Here is a 19,345-nt window from a genome sequence, read left to right as displayed (position 1 = left end):
GACACTTACGGAAGCCGCCCCTCGGGGCGGCTTCTTTTTTGCCTGAGACAATCCCCGACACGCACGGCCAGGCGGTCGACAGGCCCGCACCGCCCACAGTCTCTAGCCCCAAGGGCTTGACCGAAACGGGGCGAAGCGACTAGGGAACAGGCCATGGCAGGCCATTCCAAATTCAAAAACATCCAGTTCCGAAAAGGAGCTCAGGATAAAAAGCGCTCGAAGCTGTTCTCGAAGCTCGCGCGAGAGATCACCACGTCGGCAAAGCTGGGCATGCCGGACCCGGCGATGAATCCGCGCCTCCGGACTGCGATCCAGGCCGCGCGGGCTCAGAATATGCCCAACGACAATATCGACCGCGCCATCAAGAAGAGCCAGGAAGCGGGCGGCGACAACTACGAAGAGGTCCGCTACGAGGGCTTTGGCGTTAGCGGCGTCGGCGTGATCGTCGAGGCCCTGACCGACAACCGCAATCGCACCGCCAGCGAAGTGCGCTCGATCTTCTCCAAGCACGGGGGCAATCTCGGCGAAACAGGCTCCGTGTCGTTCAATTTCGACCGCATGGGCGCGATCCAGTACGATCTGGACAAGGGGTCGGCCGACGACATGCTGGAAGCGGCCATCGAGGCCGGCGGCGACGATGTGGAGACGACCGAGGAAGGTCACACGATCTACTGCACGCCGGACGAGCTGCATCAGGTCGGCAAGGAGCTGGAGGATCGCTTCGGCGAGGCCAGCACCATGCAGATCCTATGGCGTCCGAAGCTTGAAGTGCCGATCGACGAGGACGCCGGCGGTACGCTTTTGCGCATGATCGATGCGTTGGAAGATTCCGACGACGTGCAGCAGGTCTACGCGAATTTCGATTTGTCCGACGAGGTTCTGCAGAAGCTGACGGCAGCCTGAGGCTGCGAAAGGCAAGATGATGGACGCAATTCCGCCACGTGAAGGCGCCGCCTCCCGGCCCGTACACGGACAGGCTGCCTTGCCGGGAAAGGGCGGTTTGATCCGCATCGGTCGTGCCTTCTGGAACACGATGGGCGGTTTTAGAGAGGGCTTGGCGACAGAGGCGGCCATCAAGCAGGAGGTGGCGTTGGGTGTCCTCGCGCTGCCGGTCTCGATCTTCATCGCCGACAATCTGTGGGTCTGGGCGGCGCTGATGGGAAGCATCGCCCTGATGCTCGCCATGGAATTCCTCAACACGGCCATCGAGCGTCTCTGCAACCATGTGCACCCCGAGCGGCACGAAGCAATCAAGGTCACGAAGGATTTGGCGTCGGCAGGCGTATTCTGTGTAATCGCCATCACGGCCATGGTCTGGATCGTGGCGATTGTCGACCGGTTCTTTCTGTGAGCCTATAAGACATCAGTCGCTTGAAACGGTGATTGGCGAATGACGGCAGCGGACACCAGCACTTGGCAGGTTCGGGAGACCGAGAGCGTCATCGTGGGCAACGAGGCGCTGCTGGGGCAGTCCCACCAAGTCGTCGCCATGACGCGGATGCGCAACGAAGCGCTGATCCTCCCCGACACGCTGGACTATCTCGCAGATCATGTGGACGCGATCATCGCGTATGACGACGCCAGTACGGACGAGACGGTCGATCTGCTCCGCGCGCATCCGAAGGTCGCGCTGATCGTCGCCAACCAGGCCTGGGAGCGGGACGTCGATGCGCGCAAGCGCGCCGAGGGGCGCCATCGCGGGTTGTTGCTGGAGATGGCGCGGGCGCAATTGCCACATGACTGGATGTTCTGTTTCGATCCGGACGAGCGCGTGACGGGCGATGTGCGCGCCTATCTGGGCGGGCTCGGCCCGGACGTCGACGCGCTGCGGGTCCGGCTGTTCGATGCCTATCTGACGGCCGAGGACCAGGCTCCCTACACGTCCGACAGCGCGTTGATGGATTTCCGGCGCTTCTACGGTCCCGAGCAGCGCGACATTCTCATGTTTTGGCGTAACCGTGAGACAATCGGCTTTGCGGAGGGTGACGGGCGCACGCCGCGAGGCATGACCGCCGTCAAGACGGATCTGTATTGCCAGCACTACGGCAAATCGTTGTCGGTCGGTCATTGGGAAGAGACCTGCGATTACTATCTGCAGCACTTTCCCTATGAGACCTATGGCGCGAAATGGGAGGCCCGGAAGGGGAAGGCCATCCACGCGGAGTCGGACTTCGGCAACCCGCTGCACGAATGGGGCGAGGGGCTGTTCGCCAATGCGGTGCCGATGCCGAGCGCCAAGTGAGCGCCGGCGGACAGTAATTCCCGACGCAAAAGCAGGCGGCGACAAACGGAACGTGCAAGGGTCGCGCAAATGAAAAGGCGGAAGCCCCCGGGAGGGCTCCCGCCTTTCGCTCTCCCGGCCAGTACTGTGGGGAAGCGCGTGGCCGGGAGGCTCAGGCCTAGGAGAGTGCAAGGCCTTTAGGTGTTGTCCTCATCGTCGTCCGATCCGTCGGGTGCATCCGGGGCCGGGGTGCTGCCGGGTGCGGCTGCCGGCGGCTTGGGGCCGCCAGGGCCACGTTTGCCGTGCTTCCAGCCATGATGGCGTGCCATGCGGTCCCGGAGCTGCTGCTCAATCTGCGTGACCTTATCGAGCTGTTCCGGAGTCAGGGTCGTCCTGAGCTTGGCGACGGCGGCCTTCAGTTTCTCGGCGTCTTCGCCGCGCTCGATCGCACGGTCCGCGAGACCATCGGCCATCGAGAACGGTGCGGGCGTTTCACCCGGTGCCATCCTGGCGGGGCCACCCGGACGCATGAACGGCGGCTTCATGGTCGCCTGCAGGGCGTCGGTGAAATCGCGCCAGTCGTCGAGCTGTTCGGCGCGGATGCCGATCTGCGTCTCCATCGCGCTCAGGCGCGAGGCCAGACGGTCAGGACCCTTGGGGCCCCTGTGCGCCCCGTGCTTGCCATACTTACCGTGCTTGCCGCGCTCGCACATTTTGCCTTTCGGACCGTCGCCGCGGGACCCGGGATAGGCCCAGGCCTTCTCGGTGCCGGTTGCCAGGGTGACTGCCGTAAGGCCGGCTACGCTGAGAGCGCCGGCGACCGCGACGGTCGCAAGTGTCTTGGTCAGCTTCATTTGACGTGCATCCTTGTCTGTTGCTGCTGAACCGAGATTTAGCGCTCTTACGTTGCGGGCCTAGTTCTCCCGCGTATCGGAACGTTTCCGGGTCCCGCAAATTTGTGTCGAAACATTGCTGGGGCGGCATCCATGCACTTTCGTAACAACATGGGTCTCGTGGGCGGCGCCGAGAGGCGCTAGAAGACGCTTCCATGACTACGCCGCCACGAATCCTCGTCGTCGACGACGACCCCGAAATCCGGAAGCTCCTCGCGCGCTATGTGGAGAGCCAGGGCTTCCGCGTGCTTCTGGCCGCCAGTTGCCGCGAATTGCATGAGCAGCTGGCTACTCACCACGTGGACCTCGTTGTTCTCGACGTGATGCTTCCCGACGGATCGGGCCTGGACGCCTGCCGCGATCTCAGAGCCTCCCGGTCCAATGTCCCCATCATTCTGCTGACGGCCCTCAAGGAGGACGTGGATCGCATCATCGGGCTCGAGATCGGCGCCGACGACTATCTCGGCAAGCCGTTCAACCCGCGTGAGCTGATCGCCCGTGTGCGGGCCGTCTTGCGACGCCGCGGGGATGCGCCCGCCGAGGCGCCGATCGAGAAGGTTTACCGCTTCGAGGGGTACACGGCGGACCCGCAGACGCGGTCTGTCTCCGGCCCCAAAGGCGACGTCGATCTGACGGCGCCGAGTTCGATCTTCTCAAGACGTTTCTGGAGCGCCCCGGAAGGGTCCTGTCGCGCGACCAGCTGCTCGACCTGACACGAGGGCGTGAGGGCGACGGGTTCGACCGGTCCATCGATGTGCTCATCAGCCGGTTGCGGCGGAAGCTCGGGGGCAGGGGCACGCAGCTCATCAAGACGGTTCGCAATGGCGGCTATCAGCTCGCCGTGAAGGTCGATACCGAGGACGGCCCGGCATGAATACACTTCGCGTGAAGATCGCGGTCCTGCTCGTGCTGGCGATCGTCTCGGTCATGGCTCTCATGACCTTCGTGCTGTTTCTGTTGCTCGGACCGCCGCCCCGGTCGGGCCACGCTCTCGATATCGCGGCGAAGCAGGTGTCCCTGTATGCCGACCTGGCTGAGAAGTCTCCCGAAACACTTCGGCTGCGCCCCGAACCGCGCGGCCATCCTTATAGCCGCACGACCGACGCGCTGCGGGAGAAGCTGCGAGACAAGGGCTACAACCTCGATGTGGTTGTGACGCACTCGCGCCGCTGCGCCCCGGGTCGCTCGCCGTCTGGATTCCCATTCAGGACAAAGGCTGGCCTACCGATGCCCATCACGCGGCTGCCGCCCCAGGGCGTGCCGTGGTGGGCGCTTCTGCGCTGGCTGTTCCTCATCACCGTGGGCGCGACGGCAGTGGCCGTTTTCGCCTCGAGCCGCATGGTCCGTCCGCTCGTGTTTCTGGAGAACGCCGTGGAGTCCGTGGGACCGGACGGCATGATGTCCGAACTGCCTGAAAAGGGGCCGGCGGAGGTTCGCGCCACGGCGCGCGCGCTCAACTCGCTATCGGCACGCCTGAAGCGTGCGATGGAAAGCCGGATGCGGCTCGTGGCCGCCGCCGGTCACGACATGCGCACGCCCATCACCCGCATGCGGCTGCGCGCCGAGTTCGTGCCGGAGGAGGAGGACCGGGAGAAATGGCTCAACGACATCGACGAGTTGGAGCGCATCGCCGATAGCGCCATCCTGCTCGTGCGCGAGGAAACCGGCGCGGAGGCGCCGGAGCGGGTAGAGCTCGACGATCTGGTCGGAAGCATCTGCACGGAGCTCAAACAGCAGGACTTCGACGTCACCTTGGCGGCCACCCATCCGGTAACCGTTCTGGCGGGGCGCCTCAAGCTGAACCGCGCCTTGCGCAATCTCATCATCAATGCGGCAACGCACGGCGTTCGCGCCCGGGTCGGTGTCGGCGGTGACGGAACCAACGCCATGGTCACCATCGAAGACGATGGCCCCGGCATTCCCGAAGAGGTCCTCGGTCAGGTTTTCGAGCCGTTCTTCCGGGCCGATCCCGCGCGCGCCAGAACATTCCCGGCGCCGGGCTCGGGCACCATCGCCCATGAGATCGTGACCCGGGCGGGGGGCAGCATCCAGATCGTCAACAGGCCCGGCGGTGGCCTGCTGCAGACCGTCTTCCTGCCCGAGGTGCGGGAGCCGGAAACGGCGGACACAGACAGCGCTTGAGAGCTGTCACGGTCACGGGGGATAGTACCGCGTGATGACCGAGCTCTAGCGGAGGACCCCATGCGCGTTTTGATACCGATGGCTTTAGGAGCGGGTCTGCTGGCCGGCAGCTCAGCACTCGCACAAGAGAAGGCAATCTGCGACAACGCGCAAACCACGATCGAGATCGGCGAGTGCGTCAGCAGGGAATACAAGAAGGCCGACGCGGAGCTGAACGCCGTGTGGAAGCAGGTCATGGCGACCTTCAAGAACAACGACTACATGCCCGCCGAGGATCTGAAGGCCTGGAAAGATACGCTCCTGGCCTCGCAGCGCGACTGGATCAAGTTCAAGGAAGAGGACTGCGACGCGGTCGGCTACGAGTGGTACGGCGGCACGGGCCGCTCCAATGCCGTTGTCTTTTGCCTTCTCGACCACACGACCGCCCGGACCAAGGATCTGAAGGCGCGATTCCTCGAGCGGTAGCGACCGGCTGAGCGCAGCCTCTTAGGCGTGATACGGAGCGGGCAGTTTGTGCTCGGCGGGCGCAACACAGGCGAGGGCGGTGTTCGGCCTCACGATCAGGGCGCGGCATCCCTCCGAGGCGGGAGCCTCCGCCGCCACGTTGGCTGCCGGCATATGGGCCCGCAAGAGCCGGCGAAATTCCGGCGTGATCCGAATGATGCGGTCGGACAGATCGGCCTCGATGCGGAGCGCCGCGCCGTGTGCGCGCTGTGCCGCGGGCTTACTGATCCGGAGCCCGCGGATCGTCCAGCGATAGATCCTCTTTCGGGCTTGGGCGAGCGTCTGCGATGTGGCGACCGCGTCGGTGAGGCGCTTCGCGGCCTCGGCGCGGACTCGCCGCATGTACAGCCGCGTCCTCAGCCATTCGAGTTCACCGCGGCGGCGCAGGGGAGCGGACCGGCGCCAAAGCTCGGTCGAGCTTCGTCGGCAAGCGTGGCTATGCGCTGCCGGAAGACGTGGCCTGCATCCTCGGAAGCCTGAACCGACCACGCGAAGCCGTCGTGCGCGGCTGAGAAAGCTTGGTGAGCGAAAATCGGCGTGTGCTTCCGAGACCAGCACCACGCCGTCGACGTCGTCTCGGCGGCGTGTTGCACAAAGGTCTGCAGTCTTGGAGACGCCCAGCGCGCGAAGGCGAGGGCATGCCGCTTAGAGAAGCGGGCCACGCGGCGTCCGCCAACATAGGTCGTTTGCGCGGCGCGTTTGGTCCTGGTCATGGCGTGTCGGACGCCGCGTTCCAGCCGGTCGCGCAGTTCCCGGCGGCGCAGGCGTTCCGCCCGCAGCCGCTCGTCGCGATGATAGGTCTCGAGCCAGCTATGGTGCGCGCTGAGGTCGTCCAGTGTGGCGGCGATCAGGCGCTTTGAGCTGCCAATGCCATGCTTGGCCGCTTCGACAGGGTCGGTGATTTCGCGTTCTGCGCCGGCCATCGCTGTGCTCCCCCTTCGGCAGGGGCCGCAAGCCTTGGCGACTGGTCGCACGCACAAGGGAAGCCACCCATACCAGAAGGTCCAACGCCGCATCCGGCCGTCCGTTCCCGGAGAGCGTCAATTTCGATGTTCTGAGCCGCCTGCCATCCTTCCGCGCTGTGCTACGATTCGGCCATGAGGGGCGCGATTCGCATTATGGGCATCGATCCTGGTTTACGAAACACGGGGTGGGGTGTCATCGATACGGACGGGGTGAAGCTCGGCTTCATCGCCTGCGGGTCGGTGTCGTCCGACGCCGCCGAGAGTCTCGGCGTGCGCCTGCGGCAGATATTCGATGGGCTGTCGGGCGTGCTGGCAGAAATGGCCCCGGCGGAAGCGGCCATCGAGCAGACTTTCGTGAACCGGGACGGGGCCGCGACCCTCAAGCTCGGCCAGGCGCGCGGCATCGCCATGCTGGTCCCGGCGATGGCCGGGCTGACAATCGCCGAATACGCGCCCAACGCCGTCAAGAAGACCGTGATCGGCGCGGGCCATGGGGACAAGGATCAAATCCGGGCCATGGTGAAATATCTGCTGCCCAAGGCGGACCCCGGCAGCGCCGATGCCGCCGATGCGCTCGCCATCGCCATCACGCATGCTCACTCGCGCAACTGGTCGAAGCTCGAAGACGCGGTGGCGCGAGCGGACTTAAGGTCCCAGAGGACGGCGTCATGATCGGAAAGCTGACGGGGCTTGTGGATTCGGTCTCGGTTTCGACCGCCATCATCGACGTGGGCGGCGTCGGCTACGAGGTGACCATGGGCGCGCGCCAGCTCGGCGCCTTGCCGCCCGTGGGCGAGCCGGTATCGCTCGCGATCGATACGCACATGCGCGAGGACACGTCCGGCTCTACGGCTTTGCTTCCGAGCATGAGCGCGCCTGGTTCCGGGCGCTGCAGACCGGTGCAGGGCGTGGGTGCCAAAGTGGCGCTGGCGGTGCTGGGATCGCTCACCGTGGCCGACCTCGCCAACGCGGTAGCGCTGCAGGACAAAGCCCACGTGGCCCGTGCCCAGGGCGTGGGTCCCAAGGTCGCCGCGCGGATCGTCGCCGAACTGAAGGACAAGATGCCGGCGCTCGCGCCTGCCATTTCCGTGCCTGGCGGTGCGCCGTCTCCCGTGGCGGAACTCCCCGAGGGACTGGCCGCGCGCGACGCGGTCTCCGCGCTCACCAATCTCGGCTATGCGCATGGGGAGGCCGCCGCCGCGGTCAGCACCGCCATCCGCATGGCGGGCAATGAAGCGGGCGCCGCCGAGCTGATCCGGCTCGGCTTGAAGGAGCTGTCGCAATGACCGAGCGGGTCCTGGCCTCCGCGAAGCGCGACGACGACCAGCCGGAAGCGGCGCTGCGGCCGCAGACGCTGTCCGAGTTCATCGGCCAAGCCAAGGTACGTGCCAATCTCAAGGTCTTTATCGATGCGGCCCGGTCGCGGGGAGAGGCGCTCGATCACGTGCTCTTCGCGGGGCCCCCGGGCCTGGGCAAGACGACGCTCGCACAGATCGTGGCGCGCGAGCTCGGGGTCAATTTCCGCGCGACCTCGGGTCCGGTGATCGCGAAGGCCGGGGATCTCGCGGCACTGCTCACCAATCTCGAAGAGCGGGATGTGCTTTTCATCGACGAAATTCATCGCCTCAGCCCTGCGGTAGAGGAGATTCTCTACCCCGCCATGGAGGACTTCCAGCTCGACCTCATTATCGGCGAAGGACCGGCGGCGCGCTCCGTGCGCATCGACCTCGCCCGGTTCACGCTTGTCGCCGCGACCACGCGCACGGGGCTTCTGACGACGCCGTTGCGCGAGCGCTTCGGCATTCCCATCCGGCTCATGTTCTACGAGGTGAGCGAGTTGCAGGAGATCGTGCGCCGGGGCGCGCGGCTCTTGGGGTTACCGCTGACGGAAGATGGCGCCATGGAAGTTGCGAAGCGGTCGCGGGGTACGCCACGCGTGGCGGCGCGTCTGTTGCGCCGGGTGCGCGACTTCGCGGCCGTGCAAGGCGATGGGGCCGTCGATGCGGCGCTGGCCGACAGCGCGCTGTCGCAGCTGGAAGTAGACGGGCGCGGGCTCGATGCGCTTGATCACCGTTACTTGCGCCTGATCGCCGTGAACTATGGCGGTGGGCCCGTCGGCATCGAGACCATTGCCGCGGGGCTGTCGGAGCCGCGCGACGCCATCGAGGAAATCATCGAGCCGTATCTGCTGCAGCAGGGCTTCATCGCACGCACGCCACGTGGCCGGGTGCTGACGGGGCAGGCCTTCGAGCACCTGGGCGTGACCGCGCCGCCCGAGGCGCGCAAGGCGTTCTCTTCCGGGGAGGAGAGGAGGAGTGAGCGAAACCCCGCCCAGCAATTGGCCCGATCTTGCCGGACGGATCGAGGGGGACCGCCACATCCTCCCCGTGCGTGTCTATTTCGAGGACACCGATTTCACCGGGCTCGTCTATCACGCGAACTTTCTGAAGTTCGCCGAGCGGGGCCGGTCCGACTTCATCCGCAATCTCGGCATCGATCACCGTAGTCTCGAGAACCCGGTTGAGGGGGATCCGGCCGTGTTCGTCGTGCGGCGTATCGAGGTGGACTATCTGAAGCCTGCCCATATCGACGAGGTGCTCGAAGTGGTGACGCACTGCGCGGAGATCGGGGGCGCCACATTGATCCTGTCCCAAGAGGTGCGCCGAGACGGCGTCCCGCTGGCGCGCCTCAAAGTGTCCGTGGTGCTCGTATCCAAGGCCGGCAAGCCGCAGCGTCTGGGGCACCTCGTCCGCGATGCGCTTGAACGTTTCGTTAAGGTGCGCGATTGAACCTATGGGCCGCCGCAGTGGAACTTGGTACGGGCTTGCGGGCTTTTAACTATCGGTTTTTGCAGCCATTTTGATGCCCCGCGAGATTGGGACTACTGGAATTTGAGTCTTCCGAGAGTCTAGGTCTCGGGGGTTGCGCTTGAGAGGATTGCGATGAATCCGGATGCCGCGCTCGCCGTTGGCGACCCATCGTTTGCCGCCCCGTCGGTGCTGGGGTTGATCCTCGATGCGCCGTTGGGCGTGCAACTGGCTATCGCCGCGCTTCTGATCGCCCTGGTCTGGAGTGTCACCGTGATCGTCCGGAAGCTGATCCAGTTCGCCAGGGCGCGGAAAGAGGCGGACAAGTTCGAGAAGGTGTTCTGGTCGGGCCAGGCGCTGGACGAACTCTATCAGGCGCTGTCGCAGCGCCGGAACGGCGGCATGGCCTCGCTGTTCGTGGTGGCCATGCGCGAATGGAAGCGCTCCACCGAGACCGAGAATGGCCAGCCGGCGGCGCGGCCGATGACCGGCGTCCAGGACCGCATCGACACGGTGACCAACGTCGCTCTGTTACGGGACGTCGAGGGGCTGGGACGCGGGTTGACCCTTCTGCCCGCCATCGCGGCCGCCGCGCCGCTCATTGGGCTCTTTGGTCTCGCCTGGGGCCTCATGTCGGCCTTTCAGGGAGCAGCGGGCAGCGATCTCGCTAGCCTGGCCTCAGTGTCCCCAGGGGTCGCCCAGGGCCTTCTGGCGGCGGCGCTGGGGTGGTTCGTCGCGATTCCGGCCAAGATCTTCGCCTTGAAGTTCGAGGTGGAGCGGACGCGCTATGCGGCCCGGCTGCGGGGCTTCGCCGACGAGTTTTCCGCGATCCTATCGCGGCAGATCGAGAGGGCCGTTTAGGGCCTGATTGCTGCGGCGCGGCATGGGGCGGCTTCGGCCGCTGTCGTACCTCTGCCGGCTCTCGTCCCTAGGCGAGCCGGGCATCGAATCCGGCCATGTGGCTACGGGTCGTGCCGCCTGCCGGGTGTGAGTCCCGATGGTGCGATTTGGTCACGGACAGCCCGCGATTCGACGGTGACTTTTTCGCATTTTTGCTTCGTTTTTCGGCGCTTGAAGGCCGTCTGTGTCGCTGCTGCAACACATGGTTACCTTTCCTTAACGCGAACCACCCAACGTGGTTAACCGCGCCTTGCTCAGCGTTTCATCGGGGGATAGCTTCCCAAGGACGAACGACAAGATTCGGCGTGGCATTTTCGCATCATGGGCTGGCAAATCCGTCAGGAGACCTCAGTCCGATCTTGATCTGAATGCGCTGCACCGGTACACGCAAAGACGGCACTTGCCGTATTAACCAAAGGAGAGAAGACCATGCAGGGTTTGAAGGGCGTTATCGCCGCTGTCATGCTCGTTGCAGCTGCCGTTTCGCTCGGCGGTTGCTTCGGCCACCACGAGAAGGCCGTTGTTGTCGAGCCGCTGAAGCTCGGCTAACACCGGTATGGCAGATCCTGAGCGCCTTCGGCGCTCGGATTTGCGGAAACTCTCGGGTTTCACTACGGGATTTGGGATGTCCAGCGCGCTTGAGATTTCGGCGCCTTGGGCATCCTTTTCCTTTTCTGGGCCCTCATTTTGTGAGCTGAGCTCAAGAGCCCTGTGCTCATGCCGGGTCCTGATCCCGGCCCACGGCACCGCGACTGGCGGGACGCCGTTTTGCTTTCCCGGTCCTTAAACGGCTAACACCGCATTAACGGCTTGGCCCCTAGGCTTCTCCCATAACCAACCGTGTTTGGGAGTATCCGGTTATGCGTCTGTGCGGTGGCTTCGGCCGCGCCGGCGCCCTTGTGGGCGCGTTTTTCCTGTCTTCCGGTCTATCCGCTTGTTTGGGTCCCACGACCCAGCCGCAGGAGTACACGCTTGGAGCCGCCGGCTCGGGCGACGCTGGAGGGCTTGTCGCCGAGGCATCCGCGAGGGTCGACAGCGCGTCGCGTCCCGCCGGCTCCGCGCAATTCGCCGCCGCCGGCGATGTGGTCTATTTCGACAGCGACAGTTCCGAACTGTCCCCGGCCGCGAAGGCGACTTTGAGCCGCCAGGTCCGCTGGCTGCGGGCCAATCCCGACTACCGGATCCTCGTCGAGGCCATGCGGACGAATGGGGCGACTCCCAGCACAACCTGATGCTCGGCGCCGAGCGGGCCGTGGCCGTGAAGACGTATGCTGGAGAGGCAACGGGTCCACCGCCGCGTCAATCCCCACCGTCTCCTACGGCCGGGAGCGCCTGGTCGCGAACTGTGAAGCCCTCTCGTGCCGGGCGCGCAACCGCCGGGCGCGAACGGTCGTGAGCCTGCCGCCGACGCTCCGCTGACGCGTCCGGCGCCACCGCCCGGACTTGCCCCGTGGGGCCCCTTGCGCCAATGCTGAGGGCTATGACAGCCACCCCGCTCACCGAGGCCGAGACCGACCGGTTCCTGGCGCCCTTGGCCCGCTGTGGAAGCTATGCGCTCGCCGTGTCCGGCGGGCCGGACAGCGTCGCCTTGCTGCATCTCAGTGTGGATTTTGCGCGCCGGCATGCATTGCCTGCGCCCGTGGCCCTGACCGTGGACCATGACCTGCGGCCGGGCTCCCGGGCCGAGGCGGAGACGGTGGCCGAGATCGCGGACAGGCTTGGGGTACGCCACGCGATCCTGACCTGGCGGCACGGGCCCGTCGACGCGAGTCTGCAGGCGCGGGCCCGCGCGGCACGCTACGGCCTCATGGCGGCCTATTGTACGGCCCATGACATTCCGGCGCTCGTGACAGCCCATCATCTGGACGATCAGGCGGAGACGTTCCTGATGCGGCTCAAGCGGGGCAGCGGGCTCGATGGGCTTGCGGCGATCCCCGAGGAGGGCGACTGGGCGGGGCTCACGCTCCTGAGGCCGCTGCTGGAGGTCCCCAAGGCGCGGCTGGTCGCGACCGCCGAGGCGGCCGATCTCCCCTACAGTTCCGATCCGAGCAACCAGGATGCCCGCTTCGAGCGGGTACGCTTGCGGGAAGCGATGGCGGCGCTGTCGGAGATCGGCCTCGAGCCGGAGGCAATCGCGCTGTCGGCGCGGCGGCTGCGCCGGGCACGCTTGGCGATCGAGGCAGCGGTCGATCGGTTTCTCGAGGGGCACTGCGAGCGTAGCCCCGCGGGGTATGCATCGGTCTCTCGTCTCGACCTGTTGGACGCTCCCGAGGAGGTGGGCCTTCGGGCGCTTGCGCGGCTTATCGCAGCGGTGGGCGGTTCGAGCGAGCCGCTGCGGCTCGCCAAGCTCGAAGCGCTGCTCGAAGGGCTTCGTGCGGAGCCGGACAAGGCACAGACTTTGGGGCGCTGCCAGATCGTTCCAGGCCGCGCGTTCTTGGCTGTCTACCGTGAGGTCCGCAAGACCGGCTTGCCGCACGGCGCGCTTCGCCCCGGCGAGCGCCTACTCTGGGACAATCGCTTTCGCCTCGAACTCGGTGCGGGGGAGGCGGAAGCGGTAACCGTCGAGGCGCTGGGCGAGGGCGGTATCGACGCGCTCATGAACGACCAAGACGGGGCCCTCTGCGTTCCCCGTCTGGCGGCCTGTACGCTGCCGGTTTGCCGGCGCGCCGATGGGCGGCTGGTCCTTCCTGATTTCCGTCAAGGCGCGGCACCGCTGCCCGCGCCATTGTCACGCCATGAAGCAGGGTTTGACTGCCGGGCGACATTCCTTTGGGGGACGTCTTAGGCTCTGGCCAGCGTGCCGAGGTGCGAGGCGGTCCCGACTGGCTAAATTTCAGGCGTTTCCGGCTGGAATCGTTCAGAAAGCGTCCATGACTTGCCGTTAGCTTTACTTGGCAAAAGTGCTGCCCGTTCCTATGTTAATCGGGCTTAACTATGCCGTCCCGTGCGGGGACTGGATCATCCCTCATCCCCGTGTGCCGCGAGAATCAATCCATCAGGTCAGTGTATGAACTCGAACTTCCGTAACTTCATCGTCTGGGTCTTCATCGGCCTGTTGCTGGTCGCCCTGTTCAATTTGTTCCAGAGCGACAGCGTCCAAGTCCGCGGCAACGAGATAAGCTTCTCTCAGCTTCTTTCCGAGGTCGAAGGCGGTCGCGTTCAAGATGTGACCATCGCCGGAAACAAGATCACGGGGCATTTCTCCGACGGCCGCAATTTTCAGACTTATGCGCCGAACGATCCCGGTCTCGTCCAGACACTGCACGAGAAGGGCGTGAAGATCACGGCCAAGCCGTCCGAAGAGGATGTGCCCTCGTTGTTCGGTGTACTGATTTCCTGGTTCCCGATGCTGCTCCTCATCGCCGTGTGGATCTTCTTCATGCGCCAGATGCAGTCCGGCGGTGGCCGGGCCATGGGCTTCGGAAAGTCCAAGGCGAAGCTGCTCACCGAGCGCCATGGCCGCGTGACGTTCGACGACGTCGCCGGCGCAACGAGGCCAAGGAAGACCCTGCAGGAGATCGTTGAATTCCTGCGCGATCCGCAGAAGTTCCAGAAGCTCGGCGGGCGCATCCCGCACGGTGCGCTGCTGGTCGGACCGCCCGGTACCGGTAAGACGCTTCTGGCCCGCGCGATCGCGGGCGAGGCCAATGTGCCGTTCTTCACTATCTCGGGTTCCGACTTCGTCGAGATGTTCGTCGGCGTGGGCGCGAGCCGTGTCCGCGACATGTTCGAGCAGGCGAAGAAGAACGCGCCCTGCATCATCTTCATCGACGAGATCGATGCCGTGGGCCGGCATCGTGGCGCCGGTCTCGGCGGCGGCAACGACGAGCGCGAGCAGACCTTGAACCAGTTGCTGGTCGAGATGGACGGCTTCGAGGCGAACGAGGGCATCATCCTTGTCGCCGCGACCAACCGTCCCGACGTGCTCGATCCCGCGCTGTTGCGTCCGGGCCGTTTCGACCGCCAGGTCGTGGTGCCGCGTCCCGATATCATCGGCCGCGAGAAAATCCTCAAGGTGCATGTGCGCAAGGTGCCGTTGGCGCCGGACGTCGACCTGCGCGTCATCGCGCGCGGTACGCCGGGCTTCTCGGGCGCCGATCTTGCGAACCTCGTCAACGAGGCTGCGCTGCTGGCTGCGCGCCGGTCCAAGCGCCTCGTTACGCAGCACGAGTTCGAGGACGCCAAGGACAAGGTCATGATGGGCGCGGAACGCCGCTCCATGGCCATGAGCGAGGAAGAAAAGACGCTCACGGCCTATCATGAGGGCGGCCATGCGCTCGTGGCCATTCATCAGCCTGCGTCCGATCCGGTCCACAAGGCGACGATTATCCCGCGCGGTCGCGCGCTGGGCATGGTCATGCGTCTGCCGGAGCGCGATCTGCTTTCGCATACGCGTGCCAAGCTGAAGGCGGACGTCGCCGTGGCCATGGGTGGCCGCGTCGCCGAGGAAGTCGTGTTTGGTTACGACAAGGTCACCTCGGGCGCGTCCTCCGACATCAAGATGGCGACCCAGCTTGCCCGCGCCATGGTCACGCAGTTCGGCATGTCCGATAAGCTTGGGCCGCTGGCTTATGGCGAGAATGAAGAGGAAGTCTTCCTCGGGCATTCCATCGGCCGGCAGCAGCACCTGTCCGATGAGACCCAGTCCATGGTCGATGAGGAAATCCACCGCATCGTGGACGAGGGCTTCGAGACGGCGCGGAAGGTCATCTCCGAGAACCTGGACGATCTGCACACGATCGCCCGCGGTCTCCTGGAGTACGAGACGCTCTCCGGTCAGGAGATCAAGGATCTGCTGAACGGCAAGCCGCCGGTTCGGGACTTCCCGGCCGAGGATGCCGATCAAGGCGGTCCGCAGTCGGCCGTGCCGGTCGCGGGACGTGGCAAGAAGCCGCCGACGCCCGATACCGGTGGCATGGAACCGCAGCCGACTTAAGCCGGCTCCAAGCGTTCATAGGCAATTGTTTCAATCATGCCCGGCCCCCAAGCCGGGCATGATGCTTTGTGCCAGCGCCAGTTCGATGTGTTAGGGCTCACCCATGTCTGACAGAAAAATCTATCTCCGGCCGCTCGGGTTTCTCTACGGACCTCAGGCCTATGCCGCCATCGAGGACGGGCTTGCGCTGCCGCTTGCCGGCGGCGCGATCGCTTTCACGAGCGTCGAGTTGATCGAGGGCGAGCCCAAGAAGTCGAAGGCCTATATGTTCTCCGTTTCGGCGCTGAGCGATGCTGGGGACGCGGACCTTCGTGTGCGGCTCGACCAGGTGATCCAGCCGCGGCCACCCTTCGCGGGGCTGGACCTTTCGCGGCCAACCCTCATGGGCATCGTGAATGTGACGCCGGACTCCTTTTCCGACGGCGGCCTTTACGACAAGACCGAGGGCGCTGTGAATCATGCAGCGGAGCTGAAGAAGGACGGGGCGGCCATCGTCGACATTGGCGGGGAGTCCACGCGTCCAGGGTCTGACACCGTGGCCGTGGACGACGAGCTGGAACGTGTCCTGCCGGTTCTGGAGGGGCTCAAGGGCTCGGGAGCGATCATCTCCATCGACACCCGTAAGGCCGACGTCGCCCGCGCGGCGGCGAAGGCCGGCGCCAAGATCTTCAACGACGTTTCGGCGTTCACCTACGATCCAGACTCGTTGCAGGCGGCCGCGGAGACGGGCCTCGACGTGGTGTTGATGCATGCGCAAGGCGAGCCGAAGACCATGCAGGACAACCCCACCTATGACGACGTGGTGCTGGAAGTGTTCGACTATCTCAGGGCACGCATCGAGGCGTGCGTTGCCGCCGGTATCCCCAAGGCGCGTATCGCGGCCGATCCCGGGCTCGGCTTCGGCAAGACGCTCGAGCACAATCTTGCGCTCTTCGCCAATGTCAGCCTCTTCCACGGGTTGGGCGTACCGCTTCTGATCGGGGCTTCGCGCAAGCAGTTCATTCGCGGGTTGGGCCAAGCGGCCGAACCGAAGTCGCGGGAACCAGGCAGCCACGCCGCCGCCATCGCCACGGCCTCGCAAGGGGCTCAACTCTTCCGGGTGCACGACGTAGCGGGAACCAGCCAGGCTCTCGGCGTCTGGCGCGCCGCAATGTTTGGTGCTGAAAATTAAGGGAAAACGGCCATTTTGGGCGCTTCGGAATGTAACTTTTGCTTACATTTTTTGAACCCATTTTGGCCATCGGCAGGCGCATAATCCGCCCTCTCGCTTGAGGGCACCGCCGAGATATGTCTCGCGTCGGGCGAGTGGTAAAGTTCCAAAGAATGAGCTGGGCGGCGGGGAGCGCATGCCAGGCGGCAACGATGGGGGAATAACCGGGATGGCCAGAAATTACTTTGGCACGGATGGTATCCGTGGCAGCGCCAACTCGCATCCGATGACCTCGGAAGTGGCGCTCAAGGTCGGCATGGCCGCCGGCAAGCTATTCACCAATGGTTCCTATCGCCATCGCGTCGTGATCGGCAAGGACACAAGGCTTTCGGGCTACATGATCGAGTCCGCGCTGGTGTCCGGCTTCACCGCGGCCGGAATGGACGTGTTCCAGCTCGGGCCGATGCCGACGCCTGCCGTTGCTATGCTGACGCGCTCGCTCCGCGCCGATCTCGGCGTGATGATCTCGGCTTCTCACAATCCTTATCTCGACAACGGCATCAAGCTGTTCGGGCCGGAAGGCTACAAGCTCTCCGATGAGCAAGAGGGCGAGATCGAGGCGTTGATCGAGGGCGATTCAGCGGGCCTGCTCGCATCGGCCGAACGCATCGGCCGCGCGACCCGTATCGAGAGCGCCCGTGAGCGCTATATCGAATTTGCGAAGCGCACCTTGCCGCGCAATCTGCGCTTCGACGGAATCCGGGCGGTTATCGACTGCGCGAACGGCGCTGCCTACAAGGTCGCGCCCGAGGCGCTTTGGGAGCTTGGAACCGAGGTCATCAAGATCGGCGTCGAGCCCAACGGTCTCAACATCAACAAGGATTGCGGTTCGACATCGCCGCAAAACCTGATCCGCAAGGTTCAAGAGGTCCGCGCCGATATCGGTATCGCGCTGGACGGCGATGCGGACCGGGTCGTGATCGTCGACGAGAAGGGCCGCATCATCGATGGCGACCAGCTCATGGCGGTCATCGGCGAATTCTGGCTCCGGCGCGGACGGCTGGCGGGCGGCGGCATCGTCGCCACCGTCATGTCCAATCTCGGTCTCGAGCGCTACATGGAAGACCTCGGGCTCGGCATGGCCCGGACGCCCGTGGGCGACCGCTACGTGACCGAACATATGCGCCAGCACGGTTACAATGTGGGCGGCGAACAGTCCGGGCACATCGTATTGTCCGACTTCTCGACGACGGGCGACGGCCTGGTCACGGCGCTGCAGATCCTGGCCGTGGTGGTCCAGAGCGGTCGTCCGGTGAGCGAGGTCTGCAAGCGCTTCGAGCCGCTTCCCCAGGTCCTCGAGAACGTGCGCTACAAGGACAGCCAGCCGCTCGACAATGTCGGCGTACAGCGCGCGATCAACGACGGAAAGTCGAGGCTCGGCAACGCCGGCCGTCTCGTCATCCGCCCGTCGGGCACGGAGCCCGTGATTCGCGTGATGGCCGAAGGCGACGACGAGGGACTCGTCAAAACGGTGGTCTCGGACATCGTCCATGCCCTCTCGGACGCCGCCGCCGCTTAAGGGCCCTCCGCGGGCTGAAATACCCTTGAAAACCAGCGTTTTTTCCCGTGCGCCCGCGCGGGTGTGCCCGGGTTGTGTCAGTCTGAGCCGCCCATTAGGGGTCCATTAACCAAACCCCTCGATAGTCCCCAAACGAGACAGCCAACGCGAATCGGCCCGGCTGGCCGAGCTTCGCCAGGGCTGCAGTCGAAAAGGGGTAATCAGATGGGACAGACACGTTCTCTAGTTCTCGCCAGTGTATTGGCCATGGCGCCAATCACGGTCACGCATGCGGCCGATCTCGGCCTTCCGCCGCCGCCGCCTGTTATCGAGGCGCCGTGCGTTGGTTGCACGGGACCGATCTATTTGAGGGGCTTCATCGGCGCCGCCAATCCCGTCGTGGATGGCATCAGCTCCGAGCTGTTCCAGTACAACGACTTCACGGTCGTGCACGAAGACATCAAGAGTTCGCCGCTGTTCGGCCTCGGCGTCGGCTACCAGTTCAACAACTGGCTCCGCTTCGACATGACGGCTGAATATCGCGGCAAGTCGCTCTTCATCGCCCAGGACAAATATCCGGGCGGCAACGGCAGCTTCAGCCGGGCCAGCAATGACGCGGACGGGACGTTCCTGCCCGGCACCAACGAATACACGGCCGACATCGAGAGCTGGGTTGGTCTATGGAACGCCTATGCGGATCTCGGCACCTATTGGTGCTTCACGCCCTATGTCGGTGCCGGTATCGGTATCGCCTCGGTGTCCGTGCTTGGCCTCAAGGACGTCAACGTCCCGAACGGCGGTGTTGCCTATGGCGCCGACAACACGGAGACGAACTTCGCTTGGGCCGTCTATGGCGGTATCGCCTACGACGTGAACGAGTCCGTGACGCTCGACCTGTCCTATCGCTACTCCGATCTCGGCGAAGCGAAGAGCGGGACCGTGACGGCCTTCGACGGCACCAGCTCCTACGCTGGCGTGGATCTCGGCAATGTGACCTCGCATGACCTCATGCTGGGCATGCGCTGGAAACTGGGCCACGCACCGGTCGTTCCCGCCCCGATGCCGGTCGCGTTCAAATAGCCCATCGTCCAGCCGACTGACAGCCTGACCGCCCGTCGTTCGCGACGGGCGGTTTTCTTTTGGCCGTCCGTTCCGGCGGGGGCCTCGCCCGAAAGGGCGGCTTGACGGGCCGAATGGGCGCGCGATAAGTGCACCGCTTTCCTCCAAGCAGCTCGGAACAGCGGACGCTTGGTGATGACCCTGTTGGAG

Annotated in this window: 18 protein-coding genes and 2 pseudogenes; 17 read left to right on the top strand and 3 right to left on the bottom strand. The window is 64.9% G+C overall.

Annotated elements, in window-relative coordinates:
• Positions 1 to 153: 153 nt before the first annotated feature.
• Genes AUC70_RS01590 through AUC70_RS01580 form a run of 3 tightly spaced genes read left to right on the top strand, consistent with a single transcriptional unit; the run spans position 154 to position 2,242 of the window.
• A complete protein-coding gene (locus AUC70_RS01590; protein WP_069443267.1) occupies positions 154 to 903 on the top strand; it encodes a YebC/PmpR family DNA-binding transcriptional regulator in 750 nt (249 codons plus the stop codon).
• Between the two features lie 16 nt (positions 904 to 919).
• Positions 920 to 1,351: a diacylglycerol kinase gene (locus AUC70_RS01585; RefSeq protein WP_244505451.1), complete on the top strand. Its 432-nt coding sequence runs from the start codon at positions 920 to 922 to the stop codon at positions 1,349 to 1,351.
• A gap of 39 nt (positions 1,352 to 1,390) precedes the next feature.
• Positions 1,391 to 2,242 carry a glycosyltransferase family 2 protein gene (locus AUC70_RS01580; protein ID WP_083241148.1) on the top strand — a complete coding sequence of 284 codons (852 nt, stop codon included), beginning with the start codon at positions 1,391 to 1,393 and terminating at the stop codon, positions 2,240 to 2,242.
• Positions 2,243 to 2,418: 176 nt separating this feature from the next.
• Here AUC70_RS01580 and AUC70_RS01575 read toward each other — a convergent pair whose 3' ends face one another.
• Entirely contained in the window at positions 2,419 to 3,075 is a 657-nt protein-coding gene (locus tag AUC70_RS01575) for a Spy/CpxP family protein refolding chaperone (protein WP_069443266.1), read from the bottom strand.
• Between the two features lie 194 nt (positions 3,076 to 3,269).
• Between AUC70_RS01575 and AUC70_RS01570 the strand changes: the two are divergent.
• The 3 genes and pseudogenes from AUC70_RS01570 to AUC70_RS01560 all read left to right on the top strand — a co-directional run bounded on the left by AUC70_RS01570 (position 3,270) and on the right by AUC70_RS01560 (position 5,721).
• A pseudogene (locus AUC70_RS01570) lies at positions 3,270 to 3,988 on the top strand (response regulator).
• Positions 3,985 to 5,256, top strand: a complete 1,272-nt coding sequence (locus AUC70_RS01565; protein WP_069443265.1) for an ATP-binding protein — start codon at positions 3,985 to 3,987, stop codon at positions 5,254 to 5,256. The pseudogene AUC70_RS01570 and the gene AUC70_RS01565 overlap by 4 nt, the downstream one beginning before the upstream one ends.
• Before the next feature lie 60 nt (positions 5,257 to 5,316).
• Entirely contained in the window at positions 5,317 to 5,721 is a 405-nt protein-coding gene (locus AUC70_RS01560; protein WP_083241147.1) for a lysozyme inhibitor LprI family protein, read from the top strand.
• Positions 5,722 to 5,742: 21 nt separating this feature from the next.
• On the opposite strand, the gene AUC70_RS01555 is transcribed toward AUC70_RS01560, so the two are convergent.
• Both AUC70_RS01555 and AUC70_RS01550 read right to left on the bottom strand, forming a co-directional pair.
• Positions 5,743 to 6,102 carry a hypothetical protein gene (locus AUC70_RS01555; protein WP_069443263.1) on the bottom strand — a complete coding sequence of 120 codons (360 nt, stop codon included), beginning with the start codon at positions 6,100 to 6,102 and terminating at the stop codon, positions 5,743 to 5,745.
• A 14-nt stretch (positions 6,103 to 6,116) separates the two neighbouring features.
• The gene (locus AUC70_RS01550; RefSeq protein WP_069443262.1) at positions 6,117 to 6,683 is read right to left on the bottom strand and encodes a hypothetical protein; all 567 of its coding nucleotides are present in this window, start codon (positions 6,681 to 6,683) and stop codon (positions 6,117 to 6,119) included.
• A gap of 174 nt (positions 6,684 to 6,857) precedes the next feature.
• Between AUC70_RS01550 and ruvC the strand changes: the two genes are divergently transcribed.
• The 11 genes and pseudogenes from ruvC (at position 6,858) to AUC70_RS01495 (ending at position 19,156) form a co-directional block, all read left to right on the top strand.
• Positions 6,858 to 7,397 (top strand): crossover junction endodeoxyribonuclease RuvC, encoded by a 540-nt coding sequence (gene ruvC, locus AUC70_RS01545; protein ID WP_069443261.1) that lies wholly within the window; start codon positions 6,858 to 6,860, stop codon positions 7,395 to 7,397.
• Positions 7,394 to 8,011 carry a Holliday junction branch migration protein RuvA gene (gene ruvA, locus AUC70_RS01540; protein ID WP_342021939.1) on the top strand — a complete coding sequence of 206 codons (618 nt, stop codon included), beginning with the start codon at positions 7,394 to 7,396 and terminating at the stop codon, positions 8,009 to 8,011. The genes ruvC and ruvA overlap by 4 nt, the downstream gene beginning before the upstream one ends.
• Positions 8,008 to 9,003 (top strand): annotated as a pseudogene (ruvB, locus tag AUC70_RS01535) (Holliday junction branch migration DNA helicase RuvB); the annotation flags it as partial. The gene ruvA and the pseudogene ruvB, both read left to right, overlap by 4 nt.
• Before the next feature lie 37 nt (positions 9,004 to 9,040).
• Positions 9,041 to 9,514, top strand: a complete 474-nt coding sequence (locus tag AUC70_RS01530; RefSeq protein WP_083241146.1) for a YbgC/FadM family acyl-CoA thioesterase — start codon at positions 9,041 to 9,043, stop codon at positions 9,512 to 9,514.
• 153 nt (positions 9,515 to 9,667) lie between these two features.
• A complete protein-coding gene (locus tag AUC70_RS01525; protein WP_069443260.1) occupies positions 9,668 to 10,393 on the top strand; it encodes a MotA/TolQ/ExbB proton channel family protein in 726 nt (241 codons plus the stop codon).
• A gap of 899 nt (positions 10,394 to 11,292) precedes the next feature.
• Complete coding sequence (locus tag AUC70_RS15930) at positions 11,293 to 11,664, top strand: hypothetical protein (RefSeq protein WP_083241145.1); 372 nt, start codon at positions 11,293 to 11,295, stop codon at positions 11,662 to 11,664.
• Between the two features lie 248 nt (positions 11,665 to 11,912).
• The gene (gene tilS / locus AUC70_RS01515; RefSeq protein ID WP_069443259.1) at positions 11,913 to 13,217 is read left to right on the top strand and encodes a tRNA lysidine(34) synthetase TilS; all 1,305 of its coding nucleotides are present in this window, start codon (positions 11,913 to 11,915) and stop codon (positions 13,215 to 13,217) included.
• 222 nt (positions 13,218 to 13,439) lie between these two features.
• Positions 13,440 to 15,368: an ATP-dependent zinc metalloprotease FtsH gene (ftsH, locus tag AUC70_RS01510; RefSeq protein ID WP_069443258.1), complete on the top strand. Its 1,929-nt coding sequence runs from the start codon at positions 13,440 to 13,442 to the stop codon at positions 15,366 to 15,368.
• 103 nt (positions 15,369 to 15,471) lie between these two features.
• Positions 15,472 to 16,539, top strand: a complete 1,068-nt coding sequence (gene folP / locus AUC70_RS01505) for a dihydropteroate synthase (protein ID WP_069443257.1) — start codon at positions 15,472 to 15,474, stop codon at positions 16,537 to 16,539.
• A 208-nt stretch (positions 16,540 to 16,747) separates the two neighbouring features.
• Complete coding sequence (gene glmM / locus AUC70_RS01500; RefSeq protein WP_069443256.1) at positions 16,748 to 18,097, top strand: phosphoglucosamine mutase; 1,350 nt, start codon at positions 16,748 to 16,750, stop codon at positions 18,095 to 18,097.
• A gap of 204 nt (positions 18,098 to 18,301) precedes the next feature.
• On the top strand, positions 18,302 to 19,156 hold the full coding sequence (locus AUC70_RS01495; RefSeq protein WP_083241143.1) for an outer membrane protein: 855 nt from the start codon (positions 18,302 to 18,304) through the stop codon (positions 19,154 to 19,156).
• The last annotated feature ends 189 nt before the right edge of the window (positions 19,157 to 19,345 follow it).

Source organism: Methyloceanibacter stevinii (assembly GCF_001723355.1).
Taxonomy (GTDB): domain Bacteria; phylum Pseudomonadota; class Alphaproteobacteria; order Rhizobiales; family Methyloligellaceae; genus Methyloceanibacter; species Methyloceanibacter stevinii.
Note: the sequence above shows the minus strand (reverse complement) of the source record. Positions and strands in the feature narration are given on the sequence as shown.

Excerpts from the sequence above, each read along its gene's own strand:
- AUC70_RS15930 (WP_083241145.1), top strand. The coding sequence starts at position 11,293 with ATGCGTCTGTGCGGTGGCTTCGGCCGCGCCGGCGCCCTTGTGGGCGCG.
- AUC70_RS01575 (WP_069443266.1), bottom strand. The coding sequence starts at position 3,075 with ATGAAGCTGACCAAGACACTTGCGACCGTCGCGGTCGCCGGCGCTCTC.
- folP (WP_069443257.1), top strand. The coding sequence starts at position 15,472 with ATGTCTGACAGAAAAATCTATCTCCGGCCGCTCGGGTTTCTCTACGGA.
- ftsH (WP_069443258.1), top strand. The coding sequence starts at position 13,440 with ATGAACTCGAACTTCCGTAACTTCATCGTCTGGGTCTTCATCGGCCTG.
- AUC70_RS01525 (WP_069443260.1), top strand. The coding sequence starts at position 9,668 with ATGAATCCGGATGCCGCGCTCGCCGTTGGCGACCCATCGTTTGCCGCC.
- AUC70_RS01580 (WP_083241148.1), top strand. The coding sequence starts at position 1,391 with ATGACGGCAGCGGACACCAGCACTTGGCAGGTTCGGGAGACCGAGAGC.
- AUC70_RS01495 (WP_083241143.1), top strand. The coding sequence starts at position 18,302 with ATGGGACAGACACGTTCTCTAGTTCTCGCCAGTGTATTGGCCATGGCG.
- ruvA (WP_342021939.1), top strand. The coding sequence starts at position 7,394 with ATGATCGGAAAGCTGACGGGGCTTGTGGATTCGGTCTCGGTTTCGACC.
- AUC70_RS01560 (WP_083241147.1), top strand. The coding sequence starts at position 5,317 with ATGCGCGTTTTGATACCGATGGCTTTAGGAGCGGGTCTGCTGGCCGGC.
- glmM (WP_069443256.1), top strand. The coding sequence starts at position 16,748 with ATGGCCAGAAATTACTTTGGCACGGATGGTATCCGTGGCAGCGCCAAC.
- AUC70_RS01550 (WP_069443262.1), bottom strand. The coding sequence starts at position 6,683 with ATGGCCGGCGCAGAACGCGAAATCACCGACCCTGTCGAAGCGGCCAAG.
- AUC70_RS01590 (WP_069443267.1), top strand. The coding sequence starts at position 154 with ATGGCAGGCCATTCCAAATTCAAAAACATCCAGTTCCGAAAAGGAGCT.
- AUC70_RS01585 (WP_244505451.1), top strand. The coding sequence starts at position 920 with ATGATGGACGCAATTCCGCCACGTGAAGGCGCCGCCTCCCGGCCCGTA.
- AUC70_RS01565 (WP_069443265.1), top strand. The coding sequence starts at position 3,985 with ATGAATACACTTCGCGTGAAGATCGCGGTCCTGCTCGTGCTGGCGATC.
- tilS (WP_069443259.1), top strand. The coding sequence starts at position 11,913 with ATGACAGCCACCCCGCTCACCGAGGCCGAGACCGACCGGTTCCTGGCG.
- AUC70_RS01555 (WP_069443263.1), bottom strand. The coding sequence starts at position 6,102 with ATGCGGCGAGTCCGCGCCGAGGCCGCGAAGCGCCTCACCGACGCGGTC.
- ruvC (WP_069443261.1), top strand. The coding sequence starts at position 6,858 with ATGAGGGGCGCGATTCGCATTATGGGCATCGATCCTGGTTTACGAAAC.